This window comes from Vreelandella sp. L-25 (assembly GCF_056857535.1).
The window spans coordinates 96,001-113,712 of record NZ_JBSXNH010000058.1 but is presented as its reverse complement, the minus strand read 5'-3'; the positions used below and the strand labels follow the sequence as shown (position 1 = coordinate 113,712).

Here is a 17,712-nt window from a genome sequence, read left to right as displayed (position 1 = left end):
CATATTCGTATTAAGGTAACAACGCCAGCGTCTTAAGACGCTGCAACAAGACGCCTTAGGACTTCGGACGCTTGGTACCGTACTTAGAACGACCCTGCTTACGGTTCTGTACGCCAGAGGTGTCAAGGGCGCCACGAACGGTGTGATAACGCACACCTGGCAAATCCTTTACACGACCGCCGCGAATCAGAACAACAGAGTGCTCTTGGAGGTTGTGACCTTCACCACCGATGTAAGAAGAGACTTCGAAACCGTTGGTAAGGCGCACACGGCAAACCTTACGCAGGGCCGAGTTCGGCTTCTTGGGGGTGGTGGTGTAAACGCGCGTACAAACGCCGCGCTTTTGCGGGCATGCCTGAAGCGCAGGCACGTCACTCTTGGTGACGGGGCGCTTGCGCGGCTTGCGCACTAGCTGATTAATCGTTGCCATGGTGTTTAGCTGACTCCAATGGTTGCCTTGGCCTATTAACAAATACAAGCAGCGGATGCGGGCGCACCCACCCCACTGTTAAAGGCTGCGCATTCTAAAGGCTGCCCCTGCCTGGCGTCAAGCCCTGGCGGTGGTTTACCGCCAGGTTCCTGCCATTCAGGGTCAGCCGCTCTTGGCTGCTCGTGGCCTGTCCTGGGTTACAGATCGTCGTCTGAATCCAGGGCGGTCAACTGAGCACCCAGCTCCTGCTCAACCTCGGTAGCCGAGGGGTTGAACAGACGCTCTACGTCTTCGCGCTTGCGACGACGCTCTGCGTGGTGAGTCAGACCGGTACCTGCCGGAATCAGACGCCCAACCACCACGTTTTCTTTCAGGCCGCGCAGGTAGTCGCGCTTGCCGGTTACCGCTGCTTCGGTCAGTACGCGGGTCGTTTCCTGGAACGACGCGGCGGAGATGAACGACTCAGTGGCCAAGCTGGCCTTGGTGATACCCAGCAGCAAGCGCTGATACTTGGCCGGGAACTTGCCTTCTTTCTCCAGGCGCTCGTTCTGCTCCAGTACGCGCACCAGTTCCGCCTGGTCGCCGGTAATGAAGTCAGAGTCGCCGGAATCGGTGATCTCCACCTTGCGCAGCATCTGACGCACGATGACTTCGATGTGCTTGTCGTTGATGCCTACGCCCTGTAGACGATAAACGTCCTGTACTTCGGCGGTGATGTACTTGGCCAGCTCCGCGACACCCAGCAGACGCAGGATATCGTGCGGGTTGCTTGGGCCATCGGAGATCACCTCACCCTTCTCGACCGTCTCGCCTTCGAACACGGCGATTTGACGCCATTTCGGGATCAGCGCCTCGAACGGATCGCCAGACTCAGGCGTAATCGTCAAACGACGCTTACCTTTGGTCTCTTTACCGAAGCTCACCACACCGCTGATTTCCGCCAAAATGGCAGGCTCTTTGGGTTTACGCGCTTCGAACAAGTCAGCCACGCGGGGCAGACCACCGGTGATGTCCTTGTTACCCGACGCCTCGACCGGTATACGCGCAACGACCTCACCTACACCGATGGTCGCACCGTCGTCCACCGAGATGATGGAGTTACCCGGCAGCAGGTACTGAACCGGCGTATTGGAACCGGACACGGATACATACTCACCAGCGGCATCTTTCAGCATCACCATCGGGCGCTTGTCACGACCCGCCATTGGGCGTGCGGCCGACTCGATCACTTCGATGGACGACAGACCGGTCATTTCATCGACGCTGCGGTGCATGGTGACACCCTCGTCGAGATCGATGAACTGCGCCTTACCTTCTACTTCCGCAATGATCGGGTGCGTGTGCGGATCCCACTTAGCCACTACCGCACCGGCATCAACCACGTCGCTGTCACGTACGGAGAGTTCAGCACCATAGGGCAGCTTGTAGTACTCACGCTCACGACCGTGATCGTCGGCAACCGCCAAGGCGCTCGAACGAGAGACCACGACCAGCTTGCCGTCGGCACGTTCAACGTGCTTGATGTTATGCAGGCGCACTTTACCGCCGTGCTTGACCTGAACGCTGTCGACCGCAGACGAACGCGATGCTGCACCACCGATGTGGAACGTACGCATGGTCAGCTGAGTACCCGGCTCACCGATCGACTGTGCGGCGATGACACCTACAGACTCACCGATGTTGACCTGGTGGCCACGGGCAAGGTCACGTCCGTAACAGGCGGAACACACGCCGTGAGCCGTATCACAGGTGATGGTGGAGCGTACGACGATTTCGTCCACGCCCATGGTGTCCAGCGAGGCACACCACTTCTCGTCGAGCAGCGTATTACGCGGAATCAGTACTTCTTCGGTACTCGGATCGACAACATCAATGGCCACAACACGACCCAGTACGCGCTGAGACAGCGGTACGATGATGTCGCCACCCTCGATGATCGGGTGCAGCGTCAGGCCGTTTTCGGTGCCACAGTCGGTCTCGGTAATCACCAAGTCCTGAGCAACGTCTACCAGACGACGAGTCAGGTAACCGGAGTTGGCCGTTTTCAGGGCCGTATCCGCCAGACCTTTACGTGCGCCGTGGGTCGAGATGAAGTACTGAAGTACGTTCAGACCTTCACGGAAGTTCGCCACGATCGGCGTTTCAATGATCGAGCCATCCGGCTTGGCCATCAGGCCACGCATACCCGCCAGCTGGCGAATCTGTGCCGCAGAACCACGGGCACCGGAGTCGGCCATGATGAAGACACTGTTGAAGGAGTCCTGCTCGACTTCATTGCCGTCACGATCAACAACCGTCTCTTTCGAGATGCCGACCATCATCGCCTTGGCGACTTTATCATTCGCCTTGGACCAGATATCGATGACCTTGTTGTACTTCTCGCCTGCGGTTACCAGGCCAGAGGAGAACTGGTCTTCGATCTCTTTGACTTCTGCTTCAGCGGCATCAACGATCTCGGTCTTGGCATCGGGGATAACGAAGTCGTTAACACCGATCGAGGCACCGGACCAGGTCGCCAGACGGAAGCCGGTGTACATCAGCTGGTCAGCGAAGATAACCGTGGGCTTGAGGCCCGCACGACGATACACCTCGTTGATCAGGCTGGAGATCGCCTTCTTCTTCATCGGCTGATCGATCAGCGCGAACGGCACGCCTTCCGGCAGGATGCGGAACAGCAGCGCACGTCCAACGGTGGTGTCGTACAGACGACGGTGGAAGCTGCGCTCACCGGTCTCTTCTTCGACATCCACTTCATCCAGACGCACTTTGATACGGGCGTGCAGCGAAACGGACTGGGTGCCGAAAGCACGCTCCACCTCGTTGAGGTCGGAGAACACCATGCCTTCACCCTTGGCGTTGATCTTTTCACGGGTCATGTAGTACAGACCCAGAACAACGTCCTGCGACGGTACGATGATCGGCTCGCCGTTGGCCGGCGACAGCACGTTGTTGGTCGCCATCATCAGCGCACGGGCTTCGAGCTGTGCTTCCAGGGTCAGCGGTACGTGGACCGCCATCTGGTCACCGTCAAAGTCGGCGTTGTAAGCCGCACACACCAGCGGGTGCAGCTGGATCGCCTTACCTTCGATCAGCAGTGGCTCAAACGCCTGGATGCCCAAACGGTGCAGCGTCGGCGCGCGGTTAAGCAGTACCGGGTGTTCGCGGATAACGTCGGCCAGGATGTCCCACACTTCCGGCAGCTCGCGCTCAACCATCTTTTTAGCGGCTTTAATCGTGGATGCATGGCCCAGCGACTGCAGCTTGGAGTAGATGAACGGCTTGAACAGCTCAAGCGCCATTTTCTTCGGCAGACCACACTGGTGCAGACGCAGGGTCGGGCCCACGGTAATGACCGAACGGCCTGAGTAGTCTACGCGCTTACCCAGCAGGTTCTGACGGAAACGACCCTGCTTACCTTTGATCATATCGGCAAGCGATTTCAGCGGGCGCTTGTTAGAGCCGGTAATCGCACGACCACGGCGGCCGTTATCCAGCAGCGCGTCGACCGCTTCCTGGAGCATCCGCTTCTCGTTACGCACGATAATATCCGGTGCGTTAAGATCCAGCAGTCGCTTCAGACGGTTGTTGCGGTTGATCACACGACGGTAAAGGTCGTTAAGATCGGAGGTCGCAAAGCGGCCGCCGTCCAGCGGTACCAACGGACGCAGATCCGGCGGCAGCACGGGCAGCACTTCCATGACCATCCACGCCGGCGCATTGCCGGAGTGGTAGAACGCTTCCAGCAGCTTCAAGCGCTTCGACAGTTTCTTGATCTTGGTTTCAGAGTTGGTCTGCGGAATCTCTTCACGCAGCGTATTGATCTCTTCTTCCAGATCGATATCTTTCAGCAGCTCCTGAACCGCTTCGGCACCCATACGGGCATCGAAATCATCGCCGAACTCTTCTAGCGCTTCGAAGTACTGCTCGTCGTTCAACAGCTGACCACGCTCCAGCGTGGTCATGCCGGGATCGATGACCACAAAGCTTTCGAAGTACAGCACGCGCTCGATATCACGCAGGGTCATATCGAGGAACATGCCGATACGTGACGGCAGGGATTTCAAAAACCAAATGTGAGCCACCGGCGATGCCAGCTCGATGTGACCCATGCGTTCACGGCGCACGGCCGCCTTGGTCACTTCGACACCACACTTCTCACAGATAATGCCGCGGTGCTTCATGCGCTTATATTTGCCGCACAAGCACTCGTAGTCTTTAACCGGGCCGAAAATCTTGGCACAGAACAGACCATCCCGTTCCGGTTTAAAGGTACGGTAGTTGATGGTCTCAGGCTTCTTCACCTCGCCGAAGGACCAGGAGCGAATCATGTCCGGCGACGCCAGGGTAATCTTGATCGCGTCAAACTCATCGGACTGAGATTGCGATTTGAGTACTTTCACCAAATCTTTCATGGGACGGCTCCTAGCTCTCTAACTCGATATCGATGCCCAGCGAGCGGATTTCCTTCACGAGTACGTTGAAGGATTCCGGCATGCCTGCCTGCATGGTGTGGTCGCCATCCACGATGTTCTTGTACATCTTGGTGCGGCCTTCGACGTCGTCCGACTTGACGGTGAGCATCTCTTGCAGCGTGTACGCGGCGCCATAGGCTTCCAGCGCCCACACTTCCATCTCACCAAAGCGCTGACCACCGAACTGCGCCTTACCACCCAGCGGCTGCTGCGTAACAAGCGAGTAAGAACCGGTAGAACGCGCGTGCATCTTATCGTCTACCAGGTGGTTGAGCTTCAGCATGTACATGTAGCCAACGGTCACCGGACGGTCAAACGCATCGCCGGTACGGCCATCGTACAGCGTCATTTGGCCCGACTCCGGAATGTCCGCCAGCTTCAGCAGGTGCTTGATTTCGTGCTCTTTGGCACCGTCGAACACCGGCGTGGCCATCGGCACACCGCCCTTTAGGTTCTTCGCCAGCGCGATGACTTCGTCATCGGTCAGCGAGTCGATATCCTCAACGCGGGTACCGGGCGTGTTATACACCTGACCCAGGAAGTCGCGAATTTCAGCAACCTGCTGACCGCGGGCGTCGCGCAGCATGGCGTCAATCTTGACCCCGAGACCACGTGCCGCCATACCCAGGTGAGTTTCCAGGATCTGACCGACGTTCATACGCGACGGTACGCCCAGCGGGTTCAGCACCACGTCCACCGGCTCGCCCTTCTCGTCGAACGGCATGTCTTCGATGGGCATGATCGCAGAGATAACACCTTTGTTACCGTGACGACCGGCCATCTTGTCACCGGGCTGAATGCGACGCTTGACCGCCATATAGACTTTGACGATTTTCAGCACGCCCGGTGCGAGGTCGTCGCCCTGGGTCAGCTTGCGCTTCTTATCTTCGAAACGCTCGTCCATCTCTTTACGGCGGTTCTCAAGCTGTTCGTCGGCCTGGGCCAGTAGCTCGTTGTAGGCTTCATCCTGCATGCGCAGTTTGAACCACTGCTGACGCGGCAGTTCGTCGAGGTAATCCTCGTCCAGCACGTCGCCTTTCTTCAGGTTCGGGCCACCGTTGACGGCCTGACCTTCCAGCGTACGCTTCAGACGCTCAAAGGTTGCGTCTTCGGCAATACGGTAGGTTTCCTGAAGATCCTTGCGCACTTCGTCCAGCTGCATCTGCTCGATGGAGAGCGCACGGGAGTCTTTCTCAACGCCGTCACGAGTAAACACCTGAACGTCGATAACCGTACCTTTCATGCCGGTCGGGGCACGCAGGGAAGTATCTTTAACGTCAGACGCTTTCTCACCGAAGATGGCACGCAGCAGCTTCTCTTCGGGCGTCAGCTGGGTTTCACCTTTCGGTGTTACCTTACCGACCAGAATGTCACCGGGGCCAACTTCAGCGCCGATGTACACAACGCCCGCCTCGTCCAGTTTACCCAGTGCGGATTCACCGACATTGGGAATATCAGAGGTAATCTCTTCCGGCCCTAACTTGGTGTCGCGAGACACGCAGGTCAGTTCCTGGATGTGGATGGTGGTGAAACGGTCTTCTTGAACCACACGCTCAGAGAGCAGGATGGAGTCCTCGAAGTTGTAGCCGTTCCAGGGCATGAACGCGATACGCATGTTCTGGCCAAGCGCTAGGTCGCCCATGTCGACAGACGGGCCATCGGCCAGAATATCGCCACGGGCAACGTTGTCACCAGGGCGCACGATGGGGCGCTGGTTCATGCAGGTGTTCTGGTTCGAACGGGTGTACTTGGTCAGGTTGTAGATATCCACCCCGGCTTCGCCGCCGATGATTTCATCTTCATTGACCCGTACCACCACACGACGTGCGTCCACCGAGTCGATTACGCCGCCACGACGCGCCACGGCACAGACGCCGGAGTCACGGGCAACGAAACGCTCCATGCCGGTACCGACCAGCGGCTTGTCGGCACGCAGGGTCGGAACGGCCTGACGCTGCATGTTCGCCCCCATCAAGGCGCGGTTGGCATCATCGTGCTCCAGGAACGGGATCAGGGCCGCTGCGACAGATACAACCTGACGCGGAGACACGTCCATCAGCGTCACCTGCTCAGGACGCATAAAGGTGGTCTCACCGCGGTGGCGTACCTGTACCAGGTCATCAATCAGCTTGCCGGACTCGTCAACCGCCGCAGACGCCTGGGCGATAACGAAGTCACCTTCCTCAATCGCTGACAAGTGCACGATATCGTCAGTGACCTGGCAGGCATTCACTTTGCGATACGGTGTTTCCAAGAAGCCGTAGCTATTGGTATGACTGTACGTTGCCAGCGAGTTGATCAGACCGATGTTCGGGCCTTCCGGCGTTTCGATTGGGCACAGGCGGCCGTAGTGCGTGGCGTGAACGTCACGTACTTCGAAGCCTGCACGCTCACGGGTCAGACCACCCGGGCCGAGTGCAGACACACGACGCTTGTGGGTCACCTCAGACAGCGGGTTGTTCTGGTCCATAAACTGAGACAGCTGGCTGGAGCCGAAGAACTCTTTCACCGCTGCCGCAACTGGCTTGGCGTTGATCAGGTCTTGCGGCATCAGGCCTTCGCTTTCCGCCATGGAAAGACGCTCTTTCACCGCACGCTCGACACGCACCAGACCGACGCGGAACTGGTTCTCGGCCATTTCGCCCACGCAGCGAATACGACGGTTACCCAGGTGATCGATATCGTCCACGTCGCCGAAGCCGTTACGGATATTGATCAGCTCACGCAGGACATCGAGGATGTCCTTGCGATCCAGCACGCCGGAGCCGGTGTCGCTTTCACGACGCAGGCGACGATTGAACTTCATCCGACCAACGCCCGACAGGTCGTAGCGGTCTTCGGTGAAGAACAGGTTATGGAACAGCGTCTCGGCAGCCTCTTTGGTGGGCGGCTCGCCGGGACGCATCATGCGGTAGATCTCGACAAGCGCTTCCAACTGAGAGCCGGTGGTATCCAGCTTCAGAGTGTCGGAAATGAACGAACCGCAGTCGAGGTCGTTGGTGTAGAGGGTTTCGATATGCGTGATACCGCCCTGCGCCATACGCTCGAGGACTTCCGGAGTGATTTCCGTGTTACACGGGCAGATCAGCTCACCGGTTTTGGTATCGATTTGGTCTTTGGCCAGCGTTTTGCCGAACAGATACTCCATCGGCACTTCCAGACGCTCAAGGCCGGCTTTTTCAAGCTGACGAATGTGCTTCTGAGTGATCCGGCGACCCTCTTCGACGATGACGCTGCCTTCGCCATCTTTGATGTCGAACGTGGCCGTTTCACCGCGCAGGCGTGATGGCACCAGCTCCACAAAGAAGCCGGTCTTCTCGATGTGGAATTTGCTGGTTTCGAAGAACTCAGCCAGGATCTCTTCGGTGCTCATACCCAGCGCACGCATCAGTACCGAGGCCGGCAGTTTGCGGCGGCGGTCGATACGCACGAAGACGTTGTCTTTCGGGTCGAACTCGAAGTCGAGCCAAGAGCCACGGTAAGGAATCACGCGAGCAGAGTAGAGCAACTTGCCTGAGGAGTGGCTCTTGCCTTTGTCGTGATCGAAGAACACACCGGGCGAACGGTGGAGCTGAGAAACGATAACCCGCTCAGTACCGTTGATGACGAAGGTACCGTTCTCGGTCATCAGGGGGATCTCCCCCATGTAGACTTCCTGCTCTTTGATGTCTTTGATGGCCTTGTTCGAAGAGTCGCGATCGTAGATGATCAAGCGAACCTTGACACGCAGCGGAGCGGAGTAGGTCACGCCACGCAGCTGACACTCTTTGACATCGAACGCTGGCGTACCGAAACGGTAGCTGACGTATTCCAGGGCCGCATTGCCGGAGAAGCTCTCGATCGGGAACACGGACTTGAACGCCGCGTGCAGGCCAACCTCGTGGCGCTCGTCGGGCGAACGATCCTGCTGGAGAAAGTCGTAGTAGGAATCAAGCTGGATGGCCAGCAAGTAAGGCACATCCATCACTTGGGGCAGTTTGCCGAAATCCTTGCGGATGCGTTTTTTCTCAGTATATGAGTAAGCCATCTGTATTCCCCAGCTTGTTCACCATGGGTGACCGATGCGTGGTCATCTGCCCCGCGGGCGTTTCAGACGCAGACAGCAAGCTCCTAAATCGGTAGCTCGCCGTCAAAAATCTTGATAGATAACAGTGTTACAGTAGTGCTGTTCGCGCTTTGCTGTCGCTTGCCAACATCACTCGCGCTTCACAACTGACGCGTTACAACAACGTACGCTTCACAACAACGGTCTTACTGTTTTGCTGCTTTTTACCGCAGCGCTTCTGCTGTTGCCTTGCAGCATATTACAACAGAAAAAGGCCGGCAGCGGGATAGCCCGCCGCCAGCCGTGGAAGCTTACGCAGCGCGTAAAGCCATCAGCACAAGGATTACTTGAGCTCGACGGTTGCGCCCGCTTCTTCCAGCTTCTTCTTAGCTGCTTCAGCGTCGTCTTTAGACATCGCTTCTTTGATGGTCGCCGGCGCGCCGTCAACGGCACCTTTGGCTTCTTTCAGGCCAAGACCGGTGATTTCACGAACAGCTTTGATGACGTTAACTTTCTTGTCACCAGCAGAAGCCAGTACCAGATCAAATTCAGTCTGCTCTTCAGCAGCTGCTTCGCCGCCGCCAGCCGGGCCAGCCATAACGGCTGCCGCTGCAGAAACGCCGAATTTCTCTTCCATTGCTTCGATCAGCTCAACAACTTCCATTACGGACATGTCGGCTACAGCATTGATGATATCGTCTTTGGACAGTGCCATTGTTTCATTCCTAACTTTGCGGGAGTCTCGGTCAGCCGAGGACTCGGGGTTCATTGCTTGGTTCAGGCAGCGTACCGATCACATCGTTCACGCCGCCTGCAAGAAACACTGCTTAGGCAGCTTCGGCTTCTTGCTTCTGGTCGCGCAGGGCGGCCAGAGTACGAACCAGCTTGCCAGCGGAGGCTTCTTTCATTACCGACATCAACTTGGCAATTGCCTCGTCGTAAGTCGGCAGGGTTGCCAGACGATCGATGTCAGCAGCCGGAATCAGCTCACCTTCGTAGGCCAACGCCTTAACTTCGAAGTTCTTCTCGTCTTTAGCGAACTCTTTGAACAGACGAGCAGCAGCGCCCGGGTGTTCAGTAGAGAAAGCCAACAGAGTAGGACCAACAAAGCTCTCGTTCAGACACTCCCACTGAGTGCCTTCGAGTGCGCGGCGAGCCAGCGTGTTACGAACAACACGAAGCTCTACACCGTTTTCGCGGGCCTGCTTACGCAGATCGGTCATTTTGCTGACCGTAACACCACGAGAATCGGCAACTACGACGGAGAGTGCGCCCTTGGCCGCTTCACTGACCTCGGCAACAATCGCTTTCTTGCCTTCAAGTGCTAGTGGCACAGTGATCACTCCTTCGTGCCGGAACCCATCAAGGCTCCGGTGGTTACCATCTCTTCCAAGGCATACTGCTGGCCTTGGAAGCCTTAGGGGATGGTGCTCACCAGAAAGCGGCTTGCGAAAAGCGTTAACCAACTGGCGGCCACACCATCTGCGCAGGCGCTCTAGGGCGATTAAGCCGCCCAATCTTCAAAAGACAAGGCGGCACCTGCGGTCTTTGACGGCGCCTCGCTCGACTAACTACCTAGCGAGGGACCGCAAAGTTCTTGCTCGGTACTTACTAAAACCTGCCGACGACTCGCTTATACCAGCGCAGAGTGGTCGATGGTCAAACCCGGGCCCATGGTAGTGGACAGGGTAATTTTCTTAAAGTAGACGCCTTTGGAGGAGCTCGGCTTGAGCTTCTTCAGGTCAGCTACCAGTGCTTCCAAGTTGCCCTGAACGGACACCGCGTCAAAACCCACTTTACCCAGGGTAGTGTGGATGATGCCGTTTTTGTCGGTACGGAAACGCACCTGACCCGCTTTGGCGTTCTTGACCGCAGTTGCCACGTCGGGCGTTACGGTGCCCACTTTCGGGTTCGGCATCAGGCCACGCGGACCAAGAATCTGACCCAGCTGACCCACAACGCGCATTGCATCCGGAGAAGCAATGACCACGTCGAAGTCCATCTGGCCTTTTTTGACTTGCTCAGCCAGATCGTCCATGCCCACGATGTCAGCACCGGCTTCTTTAGCAGCGTCGGCATTCGCACCCTGGGTGAAGACGGCTACGCGTACGTCTTTGCCGGTACCGTTAGGCATAACGGTGGCGCCACGCACAACCTGGTCAGATTTACGTGGATCAACACCCAGGTTGATCGCCACATCCAGAGACTCTTTGAATTTGACCGTGGACAGCTCGGAAAGCAGCGACACGGCTTCTTCCAGAGAGTACGCTTTGTTCGGGTCTACTTTCTCGCGAATCACTTTCGCGCGCTTAGACAATTTAGCCATGATCAGAGACCCTCCACGTTTAAGCCCATGCTACGAGCGCTGCCAGCGATGGTGCGCACCGCGGCGTCGAGATCAGCCGCCGTTATATCCGGCTCTTTGGTCTTGGCGATCTCTTCGAGCTGCTCGCGAGTCACGGTACCAACCTTCTTCTTGTTCGGCTCACCAGAACCAGACTTGATACCCGCTGCTTTTTTCAGCAGAACGGCAGCCGGCGGTGTCTTGGTGACGAACGTGAAGCTACGGTCAGAGTAGACAGTGATCACGACAGGCGTCGGCAGGCCCGGCTCAATCTCTTGAGTGGCAGCGTTAAACGCCTTACAGAATTCCATGATGTTCACACCGTGCTGACCCAGCGCGGGGCCTACGGGCGGACTCGGGTTGGCTTTACCTGCAGCAACCTGCAGTTTGATGTAAGCCTGTACTTTCTTGGCCATGGTAAATACTCCAGTTGGGTGATAGCGCCTGACGGCTCCCCGGTACGCGTAAAGCAGCGCTGGGCTGCTTTACATGAATCCAGACTGGCGCGCATAGGACACCAGCCTGCAACATTTTGAGATTACTCTTTTTCAACCTGCGAGAATTCGAGTTCCACAGGCGTTGCTCGCCCAAAGATCAGCACGCTGACCTGCAGGCGGCTCTTGTCATAGTTCACCTCTTCAACGACACCGTTGAAGTCAGCAAACGGACCATCGATGACACGGACGGACTGACCCGGCTCGAACATGGTCTTGGGACGCGGCTTGTCGGTACCATCTTTGACACGACGCAAGATCGCCTCTGCTTCGCGTGAGGTAATCGCAGCGGGCTTCTCTTTGGTGCCGCCAATGAACCCCATGACACGCGGCGTCTCATTCACCAGGTGCCAAGTTTCATCATCCATTTCCATCTCGACTAACACGTAGCCCGGATAGAACTTACGCTCACTCTTGCGACGCTTGCCGTCACGCATCTCAACCACTTCTTCCGTCGGCACCAGGATCTCGCCAAAGCGATCTTCCATGCCGTACATCTTCACACGCTCGATAAGCGAGCGCATGACATGCTTTTCGAAGCCGGAATAAGCGTGGACGACGTACCAACGTTTGGACATGAATGCTCCTAACCAATGACGCCGGACATCGCCCAGCCAAGAAGAGTATCGATCAACCACAGCATCAGACCCACCACCAGCACAGCTACCAGCACAATGGCGGTTGTCTGAATGGTTTCAGGACGGGTCGGCCATACAACGCGCTGAATCTCTTTCTTGGCGCTTATGGCAAGCTCAACTAAATCGCGACCTTTTGTGGTTGTTAAGGCGATCAAACCAGCAAGCGCACACAACACCACCACACCCAAGACGCGGTAGAGCAGACCAATATCGGCGAAATAGGTATTACCAACGACTGCAACGACAAGCAGCGCCACAACCGCCGCCCACTTGAGCCCGTCATGGCGCGTCCGTTGCACCTCTGCGCCATGTTTTACGGAACTAGGCTTCATAAAAACGAGACTCCTAAGGGTGCAGCGAGCGACAAAGGAATTCTAGAAAAGACATACCAACCTGGGGAAGGCTGGCAGGCCAGGAGGGAATCGAACCCCCAACCTGCGGTTTTGGAGACCGCTGCTCTGCCAATTGAGCTACTGGCCTGTATCGTCATGCGCGCAAGCAAACGCCTACGCAACAGCGGGCGCCATAATAGCGGAGAAACCTCCGCCTGACAACCCTTACTTTCACCCCCAAACCACCGGAGGGCAGAGACAAAAAAAGCGAGCATCGCTCGCCTTCTTCGCAATATGGAGCTCATGGACGGAATTGAACCGTCGACCTCACCCTTACCAAGGGTGTGCTCTACCCCTGAGCTACATGAGCCAAACACATCAAACTGGAGCGGGCGGCGGGAATCGAACCCGCACCATCAGCTTGGAAGGCTGAGGTTCTACCATTGAACTACGCCCGCCGAACTTGCCTATAGAATGACAATCCGCTGCACGAGTAACAGTAGCTAATGCCCGCTTACCGGCGTTTCATTCCCAGACGCTGACTAGCTCAACGCCTGCTCAATCTGGTGGAGAGGGAAGGATTCGAACCTTCGAAGCTTTCGCGGCAGATTTACAGTCTGCTCCCTTTGGCCACTCGGGAACCTCTCCAGCTGTGGCGGCACATTATGCCAGCCTCCAAAACGGTGTCAAGCCTGCAAACTCTTTATTTATCAAAGCCTGCTGGATGCAACGCCTTCTCAAGCGCAGCTTCCGCTCTGGAACGCGCTGCATTCTGTCAAAGCAGCATCGAGAATGCAAGGCCTGCGCGAATTTTTTCTAATGATACCGGCTCTGGAACCCGAGGAGCACCTGACATCTTGCCCGCCCGTTCGGCAAAGGTGAGCGGAAAACTGGCCTCAAGCCCGCCATATACCATATCGGGCCATACCGCATGGGGCACCTGCACACCGCGGGAAACGACTCTGGCATCACCACCGGTGAGCAGCACTGGTAGCGCCACCCCCTGCTGGTCACACACTTCGCTATAGATACGGTTAATCGCACTGACGGCCGCCATATAGATACCGTGATTCACCGCATCCACCGTGCGCCGCCCTGGCTCTAGCAATGCATCGGCTTCGCTTTCCGGGTCGATGGCGACGTTGCGCGTTCCTAGCTTCAGGCTCTCTTTCATGAGCCGCAGGCCGGGAATAATGAAACCACCCAGGTGCACACCGCCAGGTAGTACGAAGTCAATGGTAATGGCGCTACCGCAATCCACCGCGCAGCAACCACCCGCCAGCTGGTAGCCCGCCAGCGCCCCCATCCAGCGGTCAACGCCCAACCGGCCCGGCTCTTCATAACCATTGACCACGCCGAGCGCTTCTGGCGTTGAGCGCGCCACATAAACGTGACGCACCTGACGGCGTAGCAACGTCACAGTCTCATCCAGCACAGCGGCCCTGGCTACACTGGATATCCGCACGGCTTCGACGACATCCAGGTCGGGAATATCCGCCCCCGGGCGCCACTCCTCCCGTGTCCACACGGCACCTCGCGAGCGGATCTCACTGCTCTCGGCATCTTTAAGCCGCCATTTCGACAGCGTGTTGCCGATATCCAAATCCAAAATCATAGGCGCCTACGTACGCTGATCTCACCGCCCGATAGGCGTCGCGAGTGACCGTTTTCAGTAACCCACAGGTTACCACTCTCATCCACATCTCCCGCCACAGCATCGCTTGAGCGCTCACCTTGAATCACTCGGATGGGTAGGCCTGCATAAGCATGGCGCTGATTCCACGCATCAAGCCAAGGCGCAAAGCCACTGTTTTCAAAGCCCGCCAGCATACCCAACAGCCCCGACACCATATCGGCAGCCAACTGGTTGCGGGAAATACCTGCCTTGGCATCAAACAGCGCCGCCACCGGCTGGTCAATGGTGGCCCGCAGGCTATCCGGTAGCGACAGGTTCATGCCCATGCCAATCACTACTTCACAAGGGCCTGCCGCATCACCGGTCACTTCAATCAAAATACCGGCTAACTTACCAAGCTCGCTGCCCTGCTCGGCTAGTAGCACATCGTTCGGCCACTTTAGTTTGGGCGATACGCCATACTGCTCAAGCACCTGAGAGACCACCACACCCACCGCCAGGCTTAACCCCTCCAGAGCATTGATACCTGATTCGAAGCGCCAGCCCATTGACACCATGAGGCTCTGCCCCCAGGGCGTCGACCACACCCGGCCACGGCGGCCACGCCCAGCCGTTTGCAGCTCGACGAAGCAGACCTCGCCATGCCCTGCCCCTTGAGAGAAGCGCTCGCGCAGGTATTCGTTGCTTGAAGGAAGCTGATCTTCCACGAACAGTCGCGCCAGCAGGTGGCGGGCATCGGCGGGCAGCCGCTCGACGATTTTGGCGCCATCCAGCGGCTCTAACGGGTGAGCCAACCGGTAGCCACGCCCTTTCACAGCGACCAGCTCTACGCCCAGCGCCTCTAATTTTTTTAGCTGTTTCCACACGGCGGCTCGGGAAACGCCCAGCGCTTCGCCTAATTGTTCACCGGAATGAACCTCGCCATCGCTTAACAAACGCATCAGGTTACCGATGGTCATGTGCTTGCCCCAACTGGGAAAACGCCTATCTTAACGGAAGCGCCACAACAGCGAAAACTGCCGCGTTTAGGTTATTGACTTGCTGCTTTATTTAAGACAGCGCTGGTAGTGGACCACCCCCAGACCCTATAATGCCGCCCTATTTTTCCAGCAGGATCGCGTCGTGATCGAGAATCTTCGCAACATTGCCATCATCGCCCACGTTGACCACGGTAAAACTACCTTGGTAGACAAACTGTTAAGCCAGTCCGGCACGCTCGACCGTAAGGCCGAAGGCCAAGAGCGTATCATGGACTCTAATGACCAGGAGAAGGAGCGTGGTATTACCATCCTGGCCAAAAACACCGCTATTCAGTGGCAGGATGGTAATGGTACGGGCTACCACATCAACATCGTGGACACCCCTGGGCACGCCGACTTCGGTGGCGAAGTTGAGCGTGTTATGTCCATGGTGGACTCGGTTCTACTGCTGGTTGACGCCGTAGACGGCCCGATGCCGCAAACCCGCTTCGTGACACAAAAAGCCTTCTCCCAGGGCCTGAAGCCGATCGTGGTGGTTAACAAAATCGACCGCCCCGGTGCACGCCCTGATTGGGTTATCGACCAGATTTTTGATCTGTTCGACAACCTGGGTGCCACTGACGAACAGCTCGATTTCCCGATTATCTACTGCTCGGCGCTGAACGGTATTGCTGGTATGGATCCGGAAGCGCTGGCCGACAACATGGATCCGATGTTCCAAGCGATTGTGGACATCGTTGAGCCACCGAAAGTTGAAGTAGATGGCCCCTTCCAGATGCAGATTTCTGCCCTGGACTACAACAGCTACGTCGGCGTTATCGGTCTTGGCCGCATTAAGCGCGGTTCTGTGAAGCCTAACCAGCAGATTTCAGTCATCAGTGTTGATGGTACGACTCGGAAAGGCAAAATCGGTCAGGTCATGACCCACATGGGCCTTGAGCGAGTTCAAACCACCGAAGCCACCGCTGGCGATATCGTATGCATCACAGGCATCGAAGACCTGGCCATCTCGGACACTCTGTGTGACCCGAGCGCCGTTGAAGCGCTGCCGCCGCTGTCTGTTGATGAGCCGACCGTTTCTATGACCTTCCAGGTCAACGACTCGCCATTCGCGGGTAAAGATGGCAAGTTCGTCACCAGCCGTAACATCAAAGATCGTCTGGAGCAGGAACTGATTCACAACGTCGCCCTGCGCGTCGAGCAAGGCGAAACACCCGAGAAATTCAAAGTCTCTGGCCGTGGCGAACTGCACCTGTCGGTACTGATCGAAACCATGCGTCGTGAAGGCTTCGAGCTGGCCGTTGGCCGTCCGGAAGTTATCATCAAAGAGATCGACGGTGTTAAGCAAGAGCCCTACGAAGAAGTCATCATCGACTGTGAAGAACAGCACCAGGGCTCCATCATGGAAGAGCTTGGCTACCGTAAAGGTGAGATGACCAACATGAACCCGGATGGTAAAGGCCGAGTTCGTTTGGACTTCATTATCCCGGCGCGTGGCTTGATCGGTTTCCGTGGCCAGTTCCTGACGCTAACTTCCGGCACCGGCATCCTGACCAGCCGTTTTGACCACTACGGCCCGCTGAAGCCCGATGCGTCTATCGAGCGTCGTAACGGCGTGCTGGTGTCTATGGTAGGCGGTAAAGCGCTGGCTTACGCACTGTACGCCCTTCAGGAGCGCGGCAAGCTCATCATCGACCACGCGACCGAAGTGTACGAGGGCATGCTGATCGGTATTAACAACCGTGCCAACGACATGGTGGTGAACCCGACCAAGGGTAAAAAGCTCGATAACATGCGCTCTACCGGTAACGATGAGAACATCGTTCTAACGCCGCCGATCAAGTTTACCCTTGAGCAAGCCATCGAGTTCCTGGACTCCGATGAGCTGGTAGAAGTCACGCCCAGCCACATCCGCCTGCGCAAGAAGCACCTGACCGAAAACGAGCGTAAGCGCGCTAGCAAAAAGTAAGCTAACCCCGCCTCATTCACGAGGGCGCTGATTGAGCGGTCTGAAGGTACTGGCTGTTGGCATTGCTTATCAGGATTCGCATCTTCAGCGCGAGTGGCTGTTGAGTAATGCCAAAACGCTGGAATTTTCCCGCTTTCTTATAGCTCTTTGGAATCAATTGCGGCCGTCCAAGCAGCCGCGACAGCGTGGCTTGAGACGGCCGGTCCTGGACCAGGGGCGTCATGCCGCGTGCATCGCCGTTGCATGAGGGCGTCCAGATGGATAGGCTTTCACCCATAGCGGATGGCTCTCTTGGTTCAGGTTCTTGGCGGAACACACTGAATTTTCAAGAGAATACCATTCGCTATCTTCGTTATCAGGCCGGCCTCATGA

The 17,712-nt window shown here is 56.9% G+C and carries 13 protein-coding genes and 4 tRNA genes; 1 reads left to right on the top strand and 16 read right to left on the bottom strand.

The annotated features are described in order from the left end of the window. Positions 1-55: 55 nt before the first annotated feature. The 15 genes from rpsL to AC13CN_RS07050 form a co-directional block, all read right to left on the bottom strand. Entirely contained in the window at positions 56-430 is a 375-nt protein-coding gene (gene rpsL, locus AC13CN_RS07120; protein ID WP_009098973.1) for a 30S ribosomal protein S12, read from the bottom strand. 197 nt (positions 431-627) lie between these two features. Further along, positions 628-4,842 carry a DNA-directed RNA polymerase subunit beta' gene (gene rpoC / locus AC13CN_RS07115; RefSeq protein WP_483053102.1) on the bottom strand — a complete coding sequence of 1,405 codons (4,215 nt, stop codon included), beginning with the start codon at positions 4,840-4,842 and terminating at the stop codon, positions 628-630. A gap of 10 nt (positions 4,843-4,852) precedes the next feature. Then, the gene (gene rpoB / locus AC13CN_RS07110; protein ID WP_253556838.1) at positions 4,853-8,929 is read right to left on the bottom strand and encodes a DNA-directed RNA polymerase subunit beta; all 4,077 of its coding nucleotides are present in this window, start codon (positions 8,927-8,929) and stop codon (positions 4,853-4,855) included. 361 nt (positions 8,930-9,290) lie between these two features. Further along, a complete protein-coding gene (gene rplL, locus AC13CN_RS07105; RefSeq protein WP_054640897.1) occupies positions 9,291-9,662 on the bottom strand; it encodes a 50S ribosomal protein L7/L12 in 372 nt (123 codons plus the stop codon). Between the two features lie 112 nt (positions 9,663-9,774). Then, positions 9,775-10,281, bottom strand: a complete 507-nt coding sequence (gene rplJ, locus AC13CN_RS07100) for a 50S ribosomal protein L10 (protein WP_044628843.1) — start codon at positions 10,279-10,281, stop codon at positions 9,775-9,777. Between the two features lie 299 nt (positions 10,282-10,580). After that, the gene (gene rplA / locus AC13CN_RS07095; protein WP_044628844.1) at positions 10,581-11,273 is read right to left on the bottom strand and encodes a 50S ribosomal protein L1; all 693 of its coding nucleotides are present in this window, start codon (positions 11,271-11,273) and stop codon (positions 10,581-10,583) included. 2 nt (positions 11,274-11,275) lie between these two features. Further along, positions 11,276-11,707 (bottom strand): 50S ribosomal protein L11, encoded by a 432-nt coding sequence (gene rplK, locus AC13CN_RS07090; protein ID WP_044628845.1) that lies wholly within the window; start codon positions 11,705-11,707, stop codon positions 11,276-11,278. 122 nt (positions 11,708-11,829) lie between these two features. After that, positions 11,830-12,363: a transcription termination/antitermination protein NusG gene (gene nusG / locus AC13CN_RS07085; RefSeq protein WP_062362764.1), complete on the bottom strand. Its 534-nt coding sequence runs from the start codon at positions 12,361-12,363 to the stop codon at positions 11,830-11,832. Positions 12,364-12,371: 8 nt separating this feature from the next. Beyond that, entirely contained in the window at positions 12,372-12,755 is a 384-nt protein-coding gene (secE, locus tag AC13CN_RS07080; RefSeq protein ID WP_044628847.1) for a preprotein translocase subunit SecE, read from the bottom strand. A gap of 72 nt (positions 12,756-12,827) precedes the next feature. Further along, positions 12,828-12,903: transfer RNA gene (locus tag AC13CN_RS07075), tRNA-Trp, on the bottom strand. 147 nt (positions 12,904-13,050) lie between these two features. Next, positions 13,051-13,125: transfer RNA gene (locus AC13CN_RS07070), tRNA-Thr, on the bottom strand. 14 nt (positions 13,126-13,139) lie between these two features. Further along, positions 13,140-13,213, bottom strand: a tRNA-Gly gene (locus tag AC13CN_RS07065). A gap of 106 nt (positions 13,214-13,319) precedes the next feature. Then, a tRNA-Tyr gene (locus AC13CN_RS07060) sits at positions 13,320-13,403 on the bottom strand. A 127-nt stretch (positions 13,404-13,530) separates the two neighbouring features. Further along, positions 13,531-14,370, bottom strand: a complete 840-nt coding sequence (locus tag AC13CN_RS07055) for a type III pantothenate kinase (protein WP_054644986.1) — start codon at positions 14,368-14,370, stop codon at positions 13,531-13,533. Beyond that, positions 14,367-15,350, bottom strand: coding sequence for a biotin--[acetyl-CoA-carboxylase] ligase (locus AC13CN_RS07050; RefSeq protein ID WP_044628849.1), 984 nt, complete (start codon positions 15,348-15,350; stop codon positions 14,367-14,369). Before AC13CN_RS07050 ends, AC13CN_RS07055 begins: the two co-directional genes overlap by 4 nt. Before the next feature lie 163 nt (positions 15,351-15,513). On the opposite strand from AC13CN_RS07050, the gene typA reads away from it, so the two are divergent. Beyond that, positions 15,514-17,340, top strand: coding sequence for a translational GTPase TypA (gene typA / locus AC13CN_RS07045; RefSeq protein WP_062362766.1), 1,827 nt, complete (start codon positions 15,514-15,516; stop codon positions 17,338-17,340). Between the two features lie 16 nt (positions 17,341-17,356). On the opposite strand, the gene AC13CN_RS07040 is transcribed toward typA, so the two are convergent. Further along, entirely contained in the window at positions 17,357-17,617 is a 261-nt protein-coding gene (locus AC13CN_RS07040) for a hypothetical protein (RefSeq protein ID WP_062373733.1), read from the bottom strand. Positions 17,618-17,712: the final 95 nt, after the last annotated feature.